The 18,793-nt window shown below is 67.2% G+C and carries 16 protein-coding genes; 9 read left to right on the top strand and 7 right to left on the bottom strand.

The features are described from left to right. Positions 1–3: 3 nt before the first annotated feature. The 4 genes from pabB (at position 4) to msrA (ending at position 3,980) form a co-directional block, all read left to right on the top strand. The gene (pabB, locus tag BOS5A_RS07580; protein ID WP_151954640.1) at positions 4–1,785 is read left to right on the top strand and encodes an aminodeoxychorismate synthase component I; all 1,782 of its coding nucleotides are present in this window, start codon (positions 4–6) and stop codon (positions 1,783–1,785) included. A gap of 35 nt (positions 1,786–1,820) precedes the next feature. After that, positions 1,821–3,020 (top strand): pyridoxal phosphate-dependent aminotransferase, encoded by a 1,200-nt coding sequence (locus BOS5A_RS07575; RefSeq protein ID WP_151954639.1) that lies wholly within the window; start codon positions 1,821–1,823, stop codon positions 3,018–3,020. Positions 3,021–3,189: 169 nt separating this feature from the next. After that, complete coding sequence (locus tag BOS5A_RS07570) at positions 3,190–3,333, top strand: hypothetical protein (RefSeq protein WP_199857285.1); 144 nt, start codon at positions 3,190–3,192, stop codon at positions 3,331–3,333. After that, the gene (gene msrA, locus BOS5A_RS07565) at positions 3,333–3,980 is read left to right on the top strand and encodes a peptide-methionine (S)-S-oxide reductase MsrA (protein ID WP_151954638.1); all 648 of its coding nucleotides are present in this window, start codon (positions 3,333–3,335) and stop codon (positions 3,978–3,980) included. Before BOS5A_RS07570 ends, msrA begins: the two co-directional genes overlap by 1 nt. 139 nt (positions 3,981–4,119) lie before the next feature. Here msrA and pdeM read toward each other — a convergent pair whose 3' ends face one another. Beyond that, positions 4,120–4,782 carry a ligase-associated DNA damage response endonuclease PdeM gene (gene pdeM / locus BOS5A_RS07560; RefSeq protein ID WP_151954637.1) on the bottom strand — a complete coding sequence of 221 codons (663 nt, stop codon included), beginning with the start codon at positions 4,780–4,782 and terminating at the stop codon, positions 4,120–4,122. A gap of 119 nt (positions 4,783–4,901) precedes the next feature. On the opposite strand from pdeM, the gene BOS5A_RS07555 reads away from it, so the two are divergent. Further along, positions 4,902–6,845, top strand: a complete 1,944-nt coding sequence (locus BOS5A_RS07555; protein ID WP_151954636.1) for a potassium transporter Kup — start codon at positions 4,902–4,904, stop codon at positions 6,843–6,845. A 132-nt stretch (positions 6,846–6,977) separates the two neighbouring features. Here BOS5A_RS07555 and BOS5A_RS07550 read toward each other — a convergent pair whose 3' ends face one another. From BOS5A_RS07550 to BOS5A_RS07525, 6 genes are all read right to left on the bottom strand, one after another. Then, positions 6,978–8,384, bottom strand: coding sequence for a M20/M25/M40 family metallo-hydrolase (locus BOS5A_RS07550; protein ID WP_234419264.1), 1,407 nt, complete (start codon positions 8,382–8,384; stop codon positions 6,978–6,980). A 19-nt stretch (positions 8,385–8,403) separates the two neighbouring features. Then, a complete protein-coding gene (locus BOS5A_RS07545) occupies positions 8,404–9,357 on the bottom strand; it encodes an aspartyl protease family protein (RefSeq protein WP_199857282.1) in 954 nt (317 codons plus the stop codon). Between the two features lie 75 nt (positions 9,358–9,432). Beyond that, on the bottom strand, positions 9,433–10,377 hold the full coding sequence (locus BOS5A_RS07540) for a retroviral-like aspartic protease family protein (protein ID WP_151954633.1): 945 nt from the start codon (positions 10,375–10,377) through the stop codon (positions 9,433–9,435). Between the two features lie 44 nt (positions 10,378–10,421). Beyond that, positions 10,422–12,851 (bottom strand): ligase-associated DNA damage response DEXH box helicase, encoded by a 2,430-nt coding sequence (locus BOS5A_RS07535; protein WP_151954632.1) that lies wholly within the window; start codon positions 12,849–12,851, stop codon positions 10,422–10,424. 48 nt (positions 12,852–12,899) lie between these two features. After that, positions 12,900–13,787: an AraC family transcriptional regulator gene (locus BOS5A_RS07530; RefSeq protein WP_151954631.1), complete on the bottom strand. Its 888-nt coding sequence runs from the start codon at positions 13,785–13,787 to the stop codon at positions 12,900–12,902. Continuing rightward, positions 13,784–14,716, bottom strand: coding sequence for a helix-turn-helix domain-containing protein (locus BOS5A_RS07525; RefSeq protein ID WP_151954630.1), 933 nt, complete (start codon positions 14,714–14,716; stop codon positions 13,784–13,786). The genes BOS5A_RS07530 and BOS5A_RS07525 overlap by 4 nt, the downstream gene beginning before the upstream one ends. An 82-nt stretch (positions 14,717–14,798) precedes the next feature. Here BOS5A_RS07525 and BOS5A_RS07520 point away from each other — a divergent pair, with 82 nt between their 5' ends. From BOS5A_RS07520 to BOS5A_RS07505, 4 genes are all read left to right on the top strand, one after another. Further along, positions 14,799–15,839, top strand: a complete 1,041-nt coding sequence (locus BOS5A_RS07520) for a ligase-associated DNA damage response exonuclease (protein ID WP_151954629.1) — start codon at positions 14,799–14,801, stop codon at positions 15,837–15,839. Between the two features lie 108 nt (positions 15,840–15,947). Continuing rightward, positions 15,948–17,015: a type III polyketide synthase gene (locus BOS5A_RS07515; RefSeq protein ID WP_151954628.1), complete on the top strand. Its 1,068-nt coding sequence runs from the start codon at positions 15,948–15,950 to the stop codon at positions 17,013–17,015. Continuing rightward, the gene (locus BOS5A_RS07510) at positions 17,012–17,701 is read left to right on the top strand and encodes a methyltransferase domain-containing protein (RefSeq protein ID WP_151954627.1); all 690 of its coding nucleotides are present in this window, start codon (positions 17,012–17,014) and stop codon (positions 17,699–17,701) included. The genes BOS5A_RS07515 and BOS5A_RS07510 overlap by 4 nt, the downstream gene beginning before the upstream one ends. Further along, positions 17,680–18,780 (top strand): NAD(P)/FAD-dependent oxidoreductase, encoded by a 1,101-nt coding sequence (locus BOS5A_RS07505; RefSeq protein WP_151954626.1) that lies wholly within the window; start codon positions 17,680–17,682, stop codon positions 18,778–18,780. The genes BOS5A_RS07510 and BOS5A_RS07505 overlap by 22 nt, the downstream gene beginning before the upstream one ends. The last annotated feature ends 13 nt before the right edge of the window (positions 18,781–18,793 follow it).

Raw genomic sequence — 18,793 nt, 5'->3', positions numbered from 1 at the left:
GCCATGCTGTCGGCCGCGACTGCCCCCTTCGTGCTGCTCGACGATGCGCGGGAGAGCGGCGTCCCGGCGCGACTGTATCGCAATCCGGTACAGATCATCGAAGCGCGAACCATCGCCGAGGTTCGCCCTGCGCTTGAGGCCGTCCGCGAAGGGGCGGCCTCAGGGCTGCACGCCGCCGGCTTCCTCGCCTACGAAGCCGGTGCCGCGTTCGAGCCGAGCGTCGGCGATCTACCGATGGCGGACATCCCGCTTCTCTGGTTCGGCCTCTTCGATGCGGTCGAGACGATCGCCGCCGACGATGTCCCCGCGCACCTCCCCGACCCGGCGGGCGCGTGGATCGGCACGCCTGAGCCGTCGATCGACCGCGCGAGATATGACGTGCAGCTCGAACGAGTCTTGGCGCTGATCGCGGCGGGTGATCTCTATCAGGCGAACCTGACCTTTCGCGCGGCGGTGCCGCTGCTCGGCGATCCGCTGGCAGCCTATGCGCGGCTGCGTGCCGCATCGCGCGCGGGCTGGGGTGCGGTGGTGGCAACCGGCAGCGACACGATCCTGTCGCTATCGCCCGAGCTTTTCTTCGCGCTGGATGGCGGTGCGCTCGAATGCCGACCGATGAAAGGCACCGCGCCGCGTGGGACCAGCGCGGCGGAGGATGCACGGCTTGCGGCGGACCTGGCGGCAGATGCCAAACAGCGCGCCGAAAACCTGATGATCGTCGATCTCATGCGCAACGACCTGTCGCGCGTCGCGACGCCGGGCAGCGTCGCGGTGCCTGCACTCTTCGAGGTCGAGCGTTACCCCACCGTCCACCAGATGGTCTCGCGCGTCACCGCCGAACTTGCGTACGGAAATGACGCGATCGACGTGCTGGCCGCACTCTACCCGTGCGGTTCGATCACCGGCGCGCCCAAGGTCCGCGCGATGCAGGCGATCCGCGATATCGAGGACAGCCCACGCGGCATCTACACCGGCGCGATCGGCCATATCGACCCGGACGGCGGTGCGACCTTCAACGTCGCGATCCGCACGCTTCATCTGAAGCCGGGCAGCGACACCGCGACGCTCGGTATCGGCTCCGGCATCGTGGCGGACAGCCGCGCGGACGAGGAATGGGCGGAGTGTCTCGCCAAAGCCGCCTTCGTCACCCGCGATGCGCCGCGGTTCGACCTGTTCGAGACGATGCGCTTCGACCCCGTCGAAGGTCTCCTCCACCTCGAGGATCATCTGGGGCGCATGAGGGATAGCGCCGAGACCTTCGGGTTCGCCTTCGACCGGCACGAAGCGCGCAACGAACTCCAGGCGGCGACCTTCCGGTTGCGAGAGCCGGCGCGGATCAAGCTCGCGCTGGCGCCCTCCGGCGCGATCGCGATCGAGGTAAGGTCGCTGCCCGCCACGCCCGACCGGATGCGGGTCGCCGTCGTGCCGCTGCCCGTCGCGTCCAGCGATATCCGTCTGCGCCACAAGACGACCGCGCGCGGCTTCTACGACGCGGCGCGGCACGCGGCTGATGCCGATGAGGTCGTGTTCGTGGATGCCGACGGTTTCCTGACCGAAGGCAGCTTCACCAATGTCTTCGTCGAGCGCGAAGGCCGCCTCGTAACCCCGCCGCTGTCGCGCGGGCTTCTGCCCGGTGTATTGCGCGCACGGCTGATCGCGGACGGCGCAGCGATCGAGGGCGACCTGACCCCCGCCGATCTCGCTGACGGCTGCTATATCGGCAATGCGCTGCGCGGGTTGATGGTTGCGGATGTTACGGTTGCCGCAAGGTCATCCGCATCGCTATAGCGCGCGCGCCTCCAGACGCCGAAAGGCCCGCTGCCATGAAGACCTCCGCCGCGCTCGACCGCATCAGCCCCTCGCCGACGCTCGCGATCACGTCGCGCGTCATGGAGCTGAAGCGCGAGGGTATCGACGTGATCGGGCTGGGCGCGGGCGAGCCCGATTTCGACACGCCCGATTTCGTCAAGGATGCCGCGATCCAGGCGATCCGCGACGGCAAGACGAAGTATACGAACGTCGACGGCACACCCGAGCTAAAGGCGGCGATCGCCGCGAAGTTCAAGCGCGACAACGACCTGGATTACACCGCGCAGCAGATCAGCGTGAACGTCGGCGGCAAGCACACGCTGTTCAATGCACTCGTCGCGACGCTCGACGCGGGCGACGAAGTCATCGTGCCGGCACCCTATTGGGTCAGCTATCCCGACGTCGTGCAATTTGCAGGCGCGACCCCGGTCGTCGTGCAGGCGGGCGCTGCGCAGAATTACAAGCTGTCGCCGGACGCGCTGGAGGCCGCGATCACCCCGCGGACCAAATGGGTCATCCTGAACTCGCCGTCCAACCCGACCGGCATGGCCTATACCGCAGCCGAATTGAATGCGCTGGGCGAGGTGCTGCTGCGCCACCCACACGTCTGGGTCTTCGCCGACGACATGTACGAGCATATCGTCTATGATGGCTTCGAATTCGCGACGATGGCGCAGGTCGTGCCCGAGCTTTACGAGCGCACGCTGACCGTCAACGGCTGCTCCAAGGCCTATGCGATGACCGGCTGGCGGATCGGCTTTGCCGGCGGCGCGCCGTGGCTCATCAAGGCGATGGGGAAGCTCCAGTCGCAATCGACCTCGAACCCCTGCTCGATCGCGCAGGCTGCGGCGACCGCCGCGCTCAACGGCGACCAGTCGTTTTTGGCGGAGCGCAACACCGCCTTCCAGTCGCGCCGCGATCTCGTCGTGTCGATGCTCAACCAGATCAACGGCGTGACGTGCCCGCGGCCGGAAGGTGCGTTCTACGTCTATCCCGAGATTTCGGGGCTGATCGGCAGGTCCACGCCGGCGGGCAAGCGGATCGAGACCGATACCGATTTCGTCGGCTACCTGCTCGATGACGCGCGGGTGGCGGCGGTTCAGGGTGTCGCATTCGGCCTATCTCCGGCGATGCGCATCAGCTACGCGACCTCGGAAGGATTGCTGCGCGAGGCCTGCGAGCGGATCCAGACGGCGTGCGCCGCCCTGCGATAATCCCCTGCGATGATCGGGGCGCGGTGAGCATCGCCGCCTAGCTGGCAAATGAACGGGTCGCCCACGGCCCGTTAATCCAGTGTTTCTAAAAACGACATTATCGCAGGATCGCATCATTCCGATCTGGCGGCCGTAACTATTCACCAGTCAGATCCGAAAAGGACGGGCAATGCGTGCGCTTCTGAAATCCAGCTTCCTGTGGCAGTTCGTCGGCGGTTTCGCCATCGGCGCCGTGGGGCTCGTCGCGGTCCAGTCGGCGGACGCGATGCACGTGCATGCAAAGGCGCCGACGCAGATCGAGGCGAATCGCTGATGAAGGCAGCGCTCACCGGACTGGCCATCATTGCCGCGGCGCTGACTGCCGGCCTTGCCGCCGCTGAGCGCGCCGTCCCCCTTCCCGCGCCCGCGCAGGACGTGCCGGCGACGCCCGGCATGCAGACGGCGGTGCTTGCCGGCGGGTGCTTCTGGGGCATGGAAGCCGTGTTCGAGCATGTGAAGGGCGTGAAGTCGGTCACCGCGGGTTACGCCGGTGGCACGAGCGCCACGGCCAACTACGCGCAAGTCAGCAGCGAACGGACCGGCCATGCCGAGGCGGTTCGCATCAGCTACGATCCGCGCGTTGTGAGCTATGGCACGCTGCTCCGCGTCTATTTCTCGATCGCGCACGATCCGACCGAGCTGAACCGCCAGGGGCCGGACACCGGCATCAGCTATCGCTCCGCGATATTCCCGCAGACGCCGCAGCAGAAGATCGTCGCTGCGCGATACATCGCGCAGCTGTCGCGCGCGCACAGTTTCCCCAAGCCGATCGTGACGAAGCTGGAGGGCGGGCGCTTTTTCCCGGCGGAGGCGTATCATCAGAACTTCTTCGACCGGAACCCGACCCATCCGTATATCGTGATGTGGGACAAGCCAAAGCTGGCGGCGTTCCGCGCGGGATTTCCGCAGCTGGCGGTGTAGCCCGTAAATCCTCCCCTAGAAGGGGAGGTGGCAGTCGCGCTAGCGACTGACGGAGGGGTATTACCCTCTCGATAGCGCGACACCCCTCCACCAGCTTCGCTGGTCCCCCTCCCCTTGCAGGGGAGGATTTAGGTCGCGCTCAAGCCGCCAGCGGGAATCGCAGCAGGCGGTTATCGACCGGCACCAGCGCCTCAGCCACCCGCCCTACCGCACGCACGATCTCGGGGTGCCCGGCATCCAGCCCCCCCGTCAGCGACCCGAAGGCCGGCAGCACCAGCTTGCGCGCAGTTGCCACGAAACACCGCCGCGCGACGAGCTTGCCGCGCACCCGTATGCGCAGCTTCGGGTGGAAATGCCCTGACAGCTCGGGTCGCGGATCGCCGGGGTCGGCCTCGTGACGCAACACAAGGCCGTCGACCACCACCTCGTCCACCACCGCGCCGCCGCAGCGATCGACCACCATGCGATCGTGATTCCCCGTGATCCATGTCCAGCGCGTCGCCGCCGTCAGCGCCAAGAGCGCCGACCGCGCAGCGGCAGGCAGACGGTCGCAGCCTTCGATGTCGTGGAAACTGTCCCCCAGACACCAGATCTCGGCGGGCGCGTAGCTTGCGACGATCGTCGTCAGATCGCCGAGCGTCGCCAGCGAGTCATAAGGCGGCAGCATCTGCCCGCCCTTCGCGAACCAGCTCGCCTTTTCCAGATGCAGGTCGGCGACCAGCAGCGCACGCCGCGCCGGCCACCACAACGCGCCTTCGGGCAGCGCGACAAGCTGCTGATCGCCGAACGAAAAGGGAACCATGCCCGTCCCATGCCGTAGAAGCGGGAGCCGATCAACGCTATCGTCGCGGATGATTGCGCTTGCGCGTCCCGTCGAAGGGCGTAGAGCGCGCCGTCCGATCAGAAGGTCCCCTTGCGCCCATGTCCGTTGCGACCCAGCCCGGAACCGCCCCCTCCCCTGCCGCTTCCCATCATCATCCGGCGCTGATCGCGCTGACGGTGGGCGCGATCGGGGTGGTGTTCGGCGATATCGGAACGAGCCCGCTCTACGCCTTTCGCGAGGCGCTGGCGCAATCGGCCGGGGACGGCATCGATGCCAGCGAAATCCTCGGCGTGCTGAGCCTTGCGCTCTGGACGCTGACCCTCGTCGTCACGGTCAAATATGTGTCCTTCCTGATGCGTGCCGACAATCAGGGTGAGGGCGGAGTTCTGGCGCTGACCGCACTGGCCAGGCGCGCGCTGGGCATGCGCAGCCGGATCGCGCTGCTGCTGGGTGCGGCGGGGGCCGCACTATTCTATGGCGATGCGATCATCACGCCCGCGCTATCCGTGCTCTCGGCGGTCGAAGGCTTGCGGACGATTCCGGGGATGCAGGATGTCTTTCATGAAGGCACGATCCGCTTCCTGACGATCGTCATCCTCGTCGCGCTGTTCATGATCCAGCGCCGCGGCACCGCGAGCGTTTCGGCGCTCTTCGGGCCGGTCTGCATCTTCTGGTTCCTCGTCATCGGCGCGCTCGGCATCTGGCATATCGCCGACGAGCCATCGATCTTTCGGGTGATCAACCCGTGGTATGGCATCGCCTTCATGCGCGATCACGGCGTCATCGGGCTGTTCGTGCTCGGCGCCGTGTTCCTGACCGTCACCGGCGCGGAAGCGCTGACCGCCGACATGGGGCATTTCGGCCCGGTGCCGATCCGGCTCGCGTGGTTCCTGCTCGTCTTCCCGGCGCTGATGCTCAACTATCTCGGGCAGGGCGCCTTCGCGCTGAACGCCCTGGAGGCAGCACAGGCTCAGGGTGTGGTGTTCAAGAATGCCGACTGGTTCTTCCTGATGGCGCCCGATACGCTACGCCCGTTCCTCGTCATCCTCGCGACGCTCGCCACGATCATCGCGAGCCAGGCGGTCATCACCGGCGCCTATTCACTGACCCAGCAGGCGATCCAGCTCGGCCTGCTGCCGCGGCTGCGCATCCGCAACACCTCGGCGCGCCATGCCGGGCAGATCTACCTGCCCGCGATCAACTGGCTGCTCCTCGCAGGCGTCCTGCTGCTCGTCGTCCAGTTCAAGAATTCTTCGGCGATGGCGGCGGCCTATGGCATCGCGGTGACGGGCACGATGCTCATCACGACGTGCCTTGCCTATATCGTCGTACGGCACAGCTGGCACTGGAGCCGCGCGCGCTCCGCACTCGTCGTCGCGCCGTTCCTCGCGCTCGACACCATCTTCTTCGGCGCGAATATCCTGCGCGTGATCGAGGGCGGCTGGGTGCCGCTGGTCGTCGCCGCGTTCATCGGGCTGATGATCTACACCTGGGTGCGCGGGCGCGGCATCGTCCGCGCGTTCGAACAGCGCCAGGCGATCCCGCTCGTCGATCTCGCCGCCGCCTTGTCGAAGCGCCCGCCCGAGCGAGTCGAGGGCACGGCGGTGTTCCTGACCGCCAACGCCGAGAGCGCCCCGGGCGCGCTCCTCCACAATCTCAAGCACAACAAGGTGCTGCACAGCCAGAACCTGATCGTCACGATCCGCACCCGGGATCGTCCGACCGTGAGCGAGGACGAGCGGATCGAATCACGGCGGATCGACGACAATTTCTCGGTTGTCGTCCTGCATTACGGGTTCATGGAATCGCCGGATATTCCCGCCGCGCTCGGTTTCGGTGGCGCGACGGGGCTGATTGCGAACCCGATGCGCACGTCCTTCTTCATCGGCCGCAACACGCTGAAGCCCACCGCCGAAGAAGGCATGCCGCTATGGCAGGACCGGATCTTCATGTTCCTGCAGAGAAACGCGAGCGACCCCACCGACTTCCTGAAGATTCCGCCCGGCAAGGTGCTCGAGCTAGGCGAGCAGGTTACGGTTTAATTCCTCTCCCTTTGGGAGAGGGAGGGAGCCGCGCTTGCGCGGCGGAAGGGTGAGGACAGCTTGAGCACAAGCAATTGCCCTCACCCCGCGCCGCTTTGCGGCTTGCCCCTCTCCCGCCGGGAGAGGGGGGACCTACCCCGCATACGCCTTCACCAGATCGTAGAGATAATCCCGCCCGTCGTAGAGCGATTTCACCCGAATGCGCTCGTTCAGGCCATGGATGCCGCCGAAATCGGGATCGATAAAGATACCGGGCGCACCGTAGACCGGGATACCGATCGCCTCCAGGAAGATTCCGTCGGTCGCCCCGGTGGACATCAGCGGCAACAGCGGCACGCCCGGGAAGTGCGTCTTCGCGACCGCCTCCATCGGCCCGGTGATCTTCGGATCGAGCGGCGGCGGCACCGCGACCGGGCGCACCGGCTGGTTGGTGGTCACGGTCACCTTCGGACCTGCCAGTTCCTTGAGCTTCGCCGCCGTCGCCTCGACCGTTTCGCCGGGAAAGATGCGGCAGTTGACGTTCGCGGTCGCCTTTTGCGGCAGCGCATTCTCGGCATGCCCGGCATTCACCAGCGTCGCGACGCACGTCGTGCGCAACGTCGAGTGCATTGCCTTGTCGCGGCTGACGATCGCATCCGCCCCCTTGTCGTTCGGATTGGCGAGCAGCCGCGTGATCGCTGCCCCCACCTCGCCGCCCTGCCCCTTCGCCGTCATGGCGAAGAAGGCGCGCGTGGTGTCGGTGAACTTCACGGGGAACTCGTAACCCTGCACCGCCTTCAGCGCGTCCGCGAGCTCGTAGATCGCGTTTGCGGGGATCGGTTGCGAGCTGTGCCCGCCCGGGTTCGTCGTCGTGAAGGTATAGTTCTGCGCCGCTTTCTCCCCGACCTGTACCGCCAGCAACTGCCGGTTGCCGGCCGCATCGGTGCGCCCGCCGCCACCCTCGTTCAGCGCGAACTCGGCCGCGATCAGATCGGGCTTGTTCTTCGCCAGCCACTGCGCGCCGTTGAACGCGAAGGTCGTTTCCTCGCCGCACGTCAGCGCGAGCTTGATCGTGCGCCTTGGCCGATAGCCCTCCTTCCGGAAGCGGATGAACGTATCCGCCCAGATCGCCGCCATCGCCTTGTCGTCGACGGTGCCGCGCGCGTAATAATAGCCGCCTTCCTCGACGAGCCTGAACGGATCACGCACCCAGTCCGCGCGCTTGGCGGCGACCACATCGAGGTGCCCGAGCAGCAGCATCGGCTTCGCCGCAGCATCGCTTCCCGCCAGAACCGCGACGAGCCCGCCGTCCTTGGGATGGTCAGGCACCGAGAACAGCGTGACGTCGCCGTCCGTAAACCCCGCCGCCTTCAGCCGCGCCGCGATCTGCCCCGCCGCCTGGGTGCAGCTCCCTTCGTCGACGACGGTGTTGGTCTCGACCAGCTCTTTGTAGAGTCCGAAGAACGACTTCTGATCGGGGCGGGTCTGCGCGGCGGCTGGTAGGGCACCGGCCAACGCCAGAACCCCCAGCGACACGCACGTCGTTCGAACCTTCGGCATCATGGTCCCCCTTCTTCTGCTATTGTCGGAAGAAACTTGTGCATGGAGACCCGGCCCCGCACAATCGGCTGAAATCGATCGGCGGGCGCGGCAGGCTGAACTGGATCTCGCGATTGGCAAAGTCGATATCGACGCGCCGAAACAGACGAAGCGTGTCCATGCCAAGGATGAGCGCCGGGGTGCGATCGAGCCCGAAGCGGGCAAAGGGCGGTGCGTCCGCGAACGCAAGGCCCAGATTGCCGAACCGGACGTCGCCGATCATTACGTCGTTGACCGCGACGTAAGTCGCGTCGAACGACTGCCCTGTGACCGAAACGACTGATATCGGTCCCAACCGCCGGGGGTCCCGCCTTGCAAGCGCGCGCATCGCGCTGTTACCGACGGAGATAGGCGAGCCCGTATCGATGACGACGGATATCTGCTGGCCTTCGAATTTGGCATTGGTGACGATCAGCTGCCCCAGTCGATCGCGCGCGCGCACCACGAAGTCGCCGCTCGCCCGCTTGTGCGTGGGCACCAGCGTCATTCGCTTGCGGCCGAAATCAATCGAAACCCTGTGTCCCTGCAGTGCATCGATTCCGAGCATCCCCGGAGCACCGAGATTAGCGACTGCGAGCGACGGTGCCTCGATCGACGCGGTGCCGATACGACTGACACTGAGCAAGGGCACATGCACGGTTTGAACCTCGCTGACGCCGGCAAAGCCGAACAGCCGCGCGCGCTTGCCGCGGCCAAGGCCGAGCGATGCCGCCAGTTCCCTCGATATGACCGATCGCTCCGCCCCGGTATCGACAACGAAGGGGTAGGGTCCTTGCGCCCCGATCTTCACCGGGACGGTCATCCGGTTGGCGCTTTCCCTGAACACGACGACCTGCTCGGCCGGCACAGGTTGCGAGGGCGCGGTCGATTGCGCGAGCAACGGATCAACCGCAACCGTCAGGGCCAGTAACGCGCCTGCCGCTCTTGCAATCATCCGCTCCATGACGCGGAAGACTGCGCCTCCCCAGCGGCGCGGACAAGCACGGTAATATCTGCTGGCGATTATCGTTCAGCCGCGCCGTGCCTCGCGCGGCATCAACAGGCGCACTTCGCGATTGGCGAAGTCGATATGGACGCGGCGGAACAGGCGGAGCGCGTCCATGCCGAGCAGGATCGCAGGCTTGTCCTTCAAGCCGAAGGTCGCGAAGGGCGGCGCATCGGCAAATGCGATCGGCAACGCATTGATCGAAAGATCGCCGATCTTGATCGTGTCGAGCGCGGTGTAGTCCGCCTGCAGTGTCCCACCCGTCACGCTGATGAGCTGGATCGGCGCATCGGGCTGCTTGCGGCGCATGACCTTACGCCGCAGCGCCTCGTTGCCCATCGAAACCACCGACCCGGTATCGATGATGACGCGCACCCGGTCGCCCTTCACATAGGCGTCGGTAACGACGAGCTGGCCGAGCAGACTACGCGCGCGGATCACGATTTCATCAGGGTCGTGGCGCTCGGTTCGCGTTTTGCGCGACGACGGCGTCAGCGCCATCGTCTGCCGGTCGAAATCGATCGCGACCGCGTGACCCTGCAAGGTATCGATACCAAGCATCCCCGGCGCGCCGAGATTCGTGCCATCAAGCGCTGGCGCCTCGATCCGTTCGCCGCCGATCGTGCTGACCCGGATATCGGGGATGACGACGGTGCTGACCGAGCTCCCCCCGGTCATCGCCATCACGTGCACATCGCGTCCGCGCGCAAGCTTCAACTCGTTGGCAAGCGCGCGCGAGATCACGGTGCGCTGCGCGCCGGTATCGATGATGAAATCGAACGGCCCTGCGCTCGCGATCTGGACGGGCACCGTCATGCGCGGGCCGTTGACGCCGAATGTCAGCTGGTCGGCAAGACTGGGGATCGCCTCGTTGACCGCCTGGGGAACGCCCGCTGGCGTGGTTACGACGTCGCCCGGCGACTGGAGGGCGAAAGCGAGCAGCGGCAGGGCGAGCCACGCGTGCAACATGCTGCGCAGCATACGCCCGTTTCGGGCGCGTCCAAAGCGGGAAATCAATCCAGCCGCATCGCCTCCGCCGCGAGCGCCTCGGCCTCGACCAGAAGCGCGTCGTCGGCGCTGTTCGTCGCCACCCGCTCGCGGCCGATCAGCGTCAAAACGGGCACCGCCAGCGGCGTCACGCGGTCGCGGTCGATATGCAGCATCGTGTCCGCTGCACGCCCCAGCAGATCAGCGAGGCGGCCGACATCGGTCATCCGCGCGCGCGCATCCGCCCACGCCGCCTCCAGCAGGATATGATCGGGATCATATTTGCGCAGCACGTCGTAGATCAGGTCGGTGGAAAAGGTGACCTGCCGTCCCGTCTTGCGCTTGCCGGGATGCTGGCGCTCGACCAGCCCGCCGATCACCGCGACCTCGCGGAAGGCGCGCTTCAGCAGATGCGATTGCTGCACCCAGTCGACGAACTCGTGCTCAAGGATGTCGGGCGAGAAGAGCGAAGCGGGGTCGGTCACCTGCTTGAGCGAGTAGGTCGCCAAGGCGTAATCGTTGGCCACGAAGCCAAGCGGTTGCAGCCCTTGCGTCTCCATCCGCCGCGTCAGCAGCATGCCGAGCGACTGGTGCGCGTTCCACCCTTCGAAGCTATAGGCGACCATGAAATGCCGCCCCTCGCGCGGAAATGTCTCGACCAGGAGTTGCCCCGGCTTCGGCAGCGCCGATCGCAGCGCCTGATATTCCAGCCATTCGCGCACATCGTCGGGGAAACGCGGCCATTGCTCCGGCTCGGCGAGGAAGTGCCGGACGCGGTCGGCGAGGTTGGTGGAAAGCGGCATGCGCGCGCCGCCATAGGTCGGAATGCGCGCCGGCCGCGTCGTCGCGCGGACCAGCAGATCCTCGGTGTCGATGCGCTGCACTTCGAGGCTGAGGCCTGCAAAGAAGAAGGTGTCGCCGGGGCTCAGCGTCGCGGCGAAGCCTTCCTCGACCTTACCCAGGCTGCGACCGTTCTTGAACCGCACGGTCAGCATCGTCGCCTCGACGATGATCCCCGCGTTCATCCGGTGCTGGATGACGAAGCGCGGATGGGTCACGCGCCATTTGGCCTGTCCTGAGCCCGTCGAAGGGCCGTCGCTCTCCTGCGTCAGCCGCTTGAACCGGTCGTATGCCTTCAGCGCATAACCGCCGTCGCGAATGAAGCCGAGGACCTTGGCGAACAGATCGTCCGACAGCGCCGAATAAGGGAGCGCCGATCGCACCTCGTCGAGCAGTTCGCTTTCCACGAAGGGCGCCGCACACGCGCATGCCATGACATGCTGCGCCAGGACGTCGAGCGCGCCCATGCGAAACACGTCGGGATCGAGCTCGCCCGCCTCCACCGCATCGAGCGCGGCGCGCGCCTCGAGATATTCGAAGCGGTTGCCCGGCACGACGATCGCCTCCGACGATTCGTCGAGCCGATGGTTCGATCGCCCGATCCGCTGGAGCAGCCTTGACGACCCCTTGGGCGCGCCCATCTGGATCACGCAATCGACATCGCCCCAATCGACCCCGAGATCGAGGCTGGCGGTCGCGACGAGCGCGCGCAACCGCCCATCGGCCATCGCCGATTCCACCTTGCGCCGCGCCTCCTGCGCCAGCGATCCGTGATGCACGCCGATCGGCAGCGACATTGCGTTCACCTTCCAGAGATCCTGGAAGATCAGTTCGGCAAGGCTGCGCGTGTTGCAGAAGACGATCGTCGTCCTGTGCGTCTCGATCTCCGCCATGACCTGTTCCGCGGCATAGCGCCCCGAATGCCCCGCCCACGGCACGCGGCCCTCGGGCAGCAGGATCGCGATGTCGGGATCGGCGCCGGGCTCGCCGCGCACCAGCGTCACCGTGTCGATATCGCCATCGGGCGCCAGCCACGCGCGGTAGCCGTCGGGATCGGCCACCGTTGCAGACAGCGCGGCGCGGCGCAGGCCGGGCGCGATCCGCTGCAACCGCGCCATGCACAGGCTGAGCAGGTCGCCGCGCTTGCCCGTCGCAAAGGCGTGGACTTCGTCGACGACGATCCGCTTCAACCCGGCGAACATCGTGAAACTGTCAGGATAGCTCAGCAGAAGCGACAGAGACTCTGGTGTCGTGAGGAGGATTTGCGGCGGCTTGATGCGCTGGCGGGCCTTGCGATCGGACGGCGTATCGCCGGTTCGCGTCTCGATGCGGATATCGAGTCCCATCTCGGTCACGGGGGCCATGAGGTTGCGCTGGATATCGACTGCAAGCGCCTTCAGCGGCGAGACGTAGAGCGTGTGCAGCCCCTCACCCGGGTCTGCGATCAGGTCGGCAATGGTCGGCAGGAACCCGGCAAGCGTCTTGCCCGCGCCCGTCGTCGCGACGAGCAGCGCATGGCGCCCGTCGCGCGCGGCGTCCAGCATGCCGATCTGGTGACTGCGCGGTGCCCAGCCCCGATCGGCGAACCAGCGTTCGATAACAAGCGGGAGCTGCATCGACCCCTAAATGCGGTTCGCGCTGCCTCGCCGCAACCGCTCGCGGCCTTACGTCGCGCTGGCGGGATCGATCCCCTGGTCGATCATCTTGCGATGCTGGCGCAGCATCAGCCCCGGCGTCAGCAGCGGAGTCGCGGTCTGCCTGAACTGGTTGGGGGTCATGCCGGTGAAGTGGCGAAACTCGCGGTTGAGGTGCGACGCATCGTAGAAGCGCATGTCGGCGAGCGCATCGGCATCGGGGACAGCAAAACCGCGCATTACCGCCGCGATATCGAGGAAACGGCTGCGGCGAAGCACGGTCTTCGGCCCGTGCCCGAAATGCGAGCGGACGAGGCGGTCGAAATGACGCGAGGAATAGCCGAGCGCCGCCGCAGCATCTGCCACCGCTACCGTCGGATCGTTGCGCGCCATCGTCTCGAACGCTGCCATCGCGGCGTGATGAGGCCGACCGAGCGCGGCAACGCGCGCGCGCACGACGGCTTCCATGCGCGCGAATGTCGTATCGACATCGTCGATCTCGCTTGCCGCCTCCCGCAGCGCGCTCGCGAAGTCGCCGGTCATGGAGATGAACTGGCCCGCAAACAGATCGGTGGATTCCTGCTCGATCGCGAACCACCCGCCGGGGCGGATTGCGAAGCCGGCGACCGCCATCGATCCGCGGGCGCGGACTTTCAGCGGGACGGCTTGCGGACCGAAGATCAGCGGCCCGTCGCGCGATACCCACTGGTCCGTCCAACCCTGCCAGTCGCCGCGGACGAGGATGCGGACGAAGCCCGTTTCGTTCAGCAGAAAGTCTTCCGTGAACTGCGCGTCGGGCTGGTCGATGATCGTGATGAAGAATCGCGCGATGAAGGGCGCGAGGTCGTCCGGCGGAACCCGCAGGTCGGACAGCGGATGGCCGAAGCGCGATTGCCCGGTTCGCGCGACCAGCGTCACGGCGCGGGGCCCTGCACCGGCCGGACCCAGGGGGGCGGCACGTCATGCGGATGCGCCGTTGCATCGAACAGTTTCAGCTGCTGGCGCACCTCGATCCCTGCGGTCAGCAGCGGGGTGCGCGCCGCGCGAAACTGCGCCGGCGTCATCTCCGCGAAATGGCGGAACTCGCGGTTGAGATGGCTCTGGTCATAATAGCGCATCGCCGCAAGTTCATCGGCCGCGGGGACGGCAAGCCCGCGCATCACCGCTGCCATGTCGAGGAATCGACTGCGCCTGAGAACCGTCTTCGGCATATGCCCGAAAAAGGTCCGCACCCGCCGTTCCAGCCGCTGCTGCGGCACGCCGAGCATTTCGCAGATCCCCGCAACGCTGCGCGACGGGTCGTGCCGCGCGACGGCTTCGAACTGCTCGGCGATCGGATCGGACTCGCGCACGCTTTCCTCGACCATCAATCGCACGACCTTTTCCAGCCGCGCGAAGGTTTGTTCATGATCCGCCACGTCGGCACAGGCCCAGCGCAACCGCGCGGCCAACTCGCCCGTCACCGACTCCAGCCGATCGGCAAGCATATTCGCCGATCGATCGCAAAAGGTGAACCACGAAGCGGGACGAATGACGATGCCGGCAGCGATCACCGGGCCGCGACATCGCACCCAGAACGGTCTTTGCTGCGCACCGAAGACCATCGGCCCCTCATGGGCGTGCCACGCGCCGTCCCGGCGCATCGCCCACCCGTCTCCGATCGGCACACGAAGATACCCCCATTCGTGCATCAGAAAGTCTTCCAGCACCGCATCGTCGGGCTGGTCGAATTGCGTGATCACATATCGAACGACATGACGGGCGAGATCGGGAGAAGGGGTTCGACTGATGGACAGCGGAAGGCCCGTGCGGGATTGCGCCGTCCGCGGCGATAGCTGCCCGGTCATCGGATATGGCTAGGCCGGGGGTGGTCTCCGCGCAACGACGGTAACATATTGGCGTTTTCCGATTTCGGGACACCACAGGGCCATGGTTGAACGACGCGCGCACAAACCGGGCGCAAAGCGCCTCGGGGACTGGCTGGAGCCGCACCCGCACGGCCTCTACGTGCGCCCGGCCGACGCCTGGATCGACCCGTCCGAGCCGGTCGCGAAGGCACTCGTCACGCACGGCCACGCCGATCACGCGCGCGGCGGGCACGGCGCGGTATGGGCCACGCCCGAAACGCTGGCGATCATGGAGACGCGCTACGGCCCGCAGGCGGGCAACCCGGTCGCCTATGGCGAAACGATCCGCATGGGCGCGGCGGACAACGGCGTCGAGATCGGCTTCGTGCCGGCCGGCCATGTCCTCGGGTCTGCACAGATCGTCCTCGATTACCGCGGCGAACGCATCGTGGTCTCGGGCGATTACAAGCGCCGCCCCGATCCGACCTGCACGCCGTTCGAACCCGTCGCTTGCGACGTCTTCGTGACCGAAGCGACCTTCGGGCTGCCGGTGTTCCGCCATCCCGAAACGGGGGACGAGATCGACAAGCTGATCGCCGCGCTTCACGCCAATCCCACCCGCTGCGTCCTCGTCGGCGCCTATGCGCTGGGCAAGGCGCAGCGCGTGATCGCGGAGTTGCGCGAACGCGGGCACGCAGCGCCGATCTACATCCACGGCGCGCTGCAACGGCTGTGTGACCTGTATGCCGAGCACGGCGTGCGGCTTGGCGAACTGATCCCCGCGACCGGCGTGCCGAAGGCGGCAATCGCCGGCCATATCGTGCTATGCCCGCCGTCCGCGCTCAACGATCGCTGGTCGCGGCGGCTGCCCGATCCGATCACCGCGATGGCGAGCGGCTGGATGCGGGTGCGCCAGCGCGCGCGGCAGAAGAATGTCGAGCTGCCGCTGATCCTGTCCGATCACGCCGACTGGGGTGAATTGACCGATACCCTGACCGAGATCGCGCCGAAGGAGGTATGGGTCACGCATGGCCGCGAGGACGCGCTCGTCCACTGGTGCATGACCCGCCAGATCAAGGCGCGCGCGCTGGCGCTTGTCGGGTTCGAGGACGAGGACGACTGAGTCCGCCGCGCCTGTTGCAAGAAACCGAAGAGCGGCGCACACTTGCAATCGGGGCCGACAGGGTCCTTCAGGCGTTGTCGCGTCCTGCTTGTGTTGCAAAGGGCGTCCGTGCCGGCTTACCTCCACGCGATCGGAACGGCAGTTCCCGATCACGACATCCATACCGCCTTCGTCGCCTGGGCGCGCCAGCGGCTGGCCGAGCCGCGTCACGCGGCGCTGTTCGACCGGATGGCGGCGCGATCGGGGATCGCACAGCGATGGTCGGTGCTGCCGCGCGGGGCAGACGGCGAATCACCCGTTACCGCCCAAGGTTTCTACGCGGCCGACCCGCTGCCCGGTACCGCGGCGCGAATGGCGCTCTACGCGCGTTATGCGCCCGCGCTTAGCCTCGCCGCGATCACCGCGCTTGGCGATCAGATCGCGCTGGACGGCATCACTCACCTCGTCGTCGCGAGCTGCACCGGGTTCGTGGCACCAGGAATCGACCAGATCATCGCGCGCCGCCTTGGCCTCTCGCCCTCGGTCGAGCGGCTGCTCGTCGGCTTCATGGGCTGCTACGCCGCGGTCGCCGCGCTGCGCAGTGCACGCCATATCGTCCGCTCGGACCCGCAAGCCCGCGTGCTCGTCGTCACCGTGGAGCTGTCGACACTGCACCTCCAGCCCGCGACCGAGCTCGAGCCGCTGCTCGCCATGCTGCAGTTCGGCGATGGCGCCGCGGCGGCGCTGGTGACGGGCGAGGCGGGCGGCTTCGCGATCGATGCGCCGTTCGCGACGACATTGCCCGATTCGCACGACCTCATCCGCTGGGACATCACCGATTCCGGCTTCGCGATGCATTTGTCGGGCGAGGTGCCGGCGCGGATCGCGGCGGGGCTCGCCGATGCCGATTTCGCCCGCGCGGCGACGGGCGGACGGCCGGTCGAGGCGATCGACGGCTGGGCGGTGCATGCTGGCGGACGATCGATCCTCGACGCGGTCCAGAACACGCTCCATCTGCCCGCCGACGCGCTCGACGCATCGCGTGCGGTGCTCGCCGCCAACGGTAACATGTCATCGGCGACGCTGATGTTCGTGCTCGCCAGGCTGCTTGCAGGCCCGCCGATCGCCAACGGCGTCGCGCTTGCCTTCGGCCCCGGTCTGGCCGCTGAAGGCTTCGGATTCCGGAGCGCGGCGTGATGCTCGGCGTGCGCGCCCAGGCCGAGGAGTTGATGGACGCGGACGATCTGGACGCGGCGACCTATGCCGCGGTCGTCGGCGATCTCGCGAAGGTCAACGTCGTCACCATGGCCGCGCGTCCGACGCTCGCCTTCCTGAAACGCGCAGCGGCGACGCGTCGCCATCTCAGGATATTGGACGTCGGGTTCGGCGATGGCGACATGCTCCGCCGTATCGCGCGCTGGGCGGAGCGGCACGATCTTGCGGTCGATCTCGTCGGGGTCGATCTCAATCCGCGCAGCGAAATAGCCGCGCGCGCGCATACACCCGAAAACGTGGCGATCCGCTGGATCACCGGCGACTATGCCGACCTTGCCGGACATGGGTGGGATTGCGTGCTTTCCAGCCTCGTCGCGCATCACATGACGCACGATCAGCTTGTGGCCTTCCTGCGCTTCATGGAGGCGGAGGCGCGAGTCGGCTGGCTCGTCAACGATCTCCACCGCCACGGCTTCGCCTATCGCGGCTTTCCGCTCCTCGCCACGCTCGCGCGCTGGCACCCGATCGTCCGCCACGACGGCACCCTCTCGATCGCGCGCAGCTACCGCCGGGACGAATGGCCGCCGATCCTCGCCGAGGCCGGGGTGAGCGGCGCCCGAGTCTTCCGCGCCTTCCCGTTTCGCTTGTGCGTCGAACGCCTGCGCTGATCGTCGGCGGCGGGCCCGCCGGTGCGGCGGCGGCGATCACACTCGCCCGTGCCGGCGCGCCGCATCTGCTGATCGAGCGCACCCGCGAGACGGGCGACATGCTGTGCGGCGGGTTCCTGAGCTGGCGCACGCTCGAAACGCTCGCCGCGATCGGCATCGATGCGGACGACCTCAACCGGCAGCCGATCAACCGCATCCGGCTGTTCGCCGGCTCCCGCCATGCCGAGACGCGCCTGCCCCGCCCCGCGCGCGGGGTATCGCGCCACCGGCTCGACGGCCTCTTGCTCGACCGCGCGGCGCAGGCGGGCGCCGCGATCGAACGAGGTATCGCCGTGCGATCGATCGAGGCCACGACCGCACGGCTGAATGATGGCGCCGAAATCGCCGCCGATGCGCTGTTCCTCGCCAGCGGCAAGCATGATGTGCGGGGCGCAGCCCGTCCGGCAAGCGCACGCGGCGACGATCCGGCGATGGGCCTGCGCGTGCGGTTGCCGCCCTCCGCGACACTCGACCGGCTCGTCGGCGACGCAATCGAGCTGCACCTGTTCGACGGCGGCTATGCCGGGCTCGATCGCCAGGAGGACGGCAGCGGCAACCTCTGCCTCGCGGTGCGCCGATCGGCGATGCGCGCAGGGGGCGATCCGCTGGCGCTCATCCGCACCCTCGGCGAAACTGCGCCGCATCTGGGCGAACGGCTCGTCGATCTTCCGGACGCACCGGCCGATGCCGTCGCCAACGTCCCTTATGGCTGGCGCGCGACCCGGGGCGAGCCCGGGCTGTTCCGGCTCGGCGACCAGGCCGGGGTCATCCCGTCGCTCGCCGGCGAAGGCATGGGGATCGCGCTCGCGAGCGGCAGCGATGCCGCTGCCGCGTATCTGCGCGGCGGCGCGGCGGCAGCGCGAGCGTGGCAGGCCGGCTTCGCGCGCGCGACCCGCCGCCCGATCGGCATCGCCGCATTCATCTGGCATCTCGCCGAACGTCCAGCGACCGCGCGCTGGCTGATCGATGCCGCGGCCGCCTTCCCGCCGGCCGTCCGCGGCATCGCCCGGCTCACGCGATTGCCCGGGACAGGCCATTGACGCAGGGCGGTGG

It is taken from the genome of Sphingomonas sp. EC-HK361 (assembly GCF_902498785.1).
GTDB lineage: Bacteria > Pseudomonadota > Alphaproteobacteria > Sphingomonadales > Sphingomonadaceae > Sphingomonas.
Note: the sequence above shows the minus strand (reverse complement) of the source record. Positions and strands in the feature narration are given on the sequence as shown.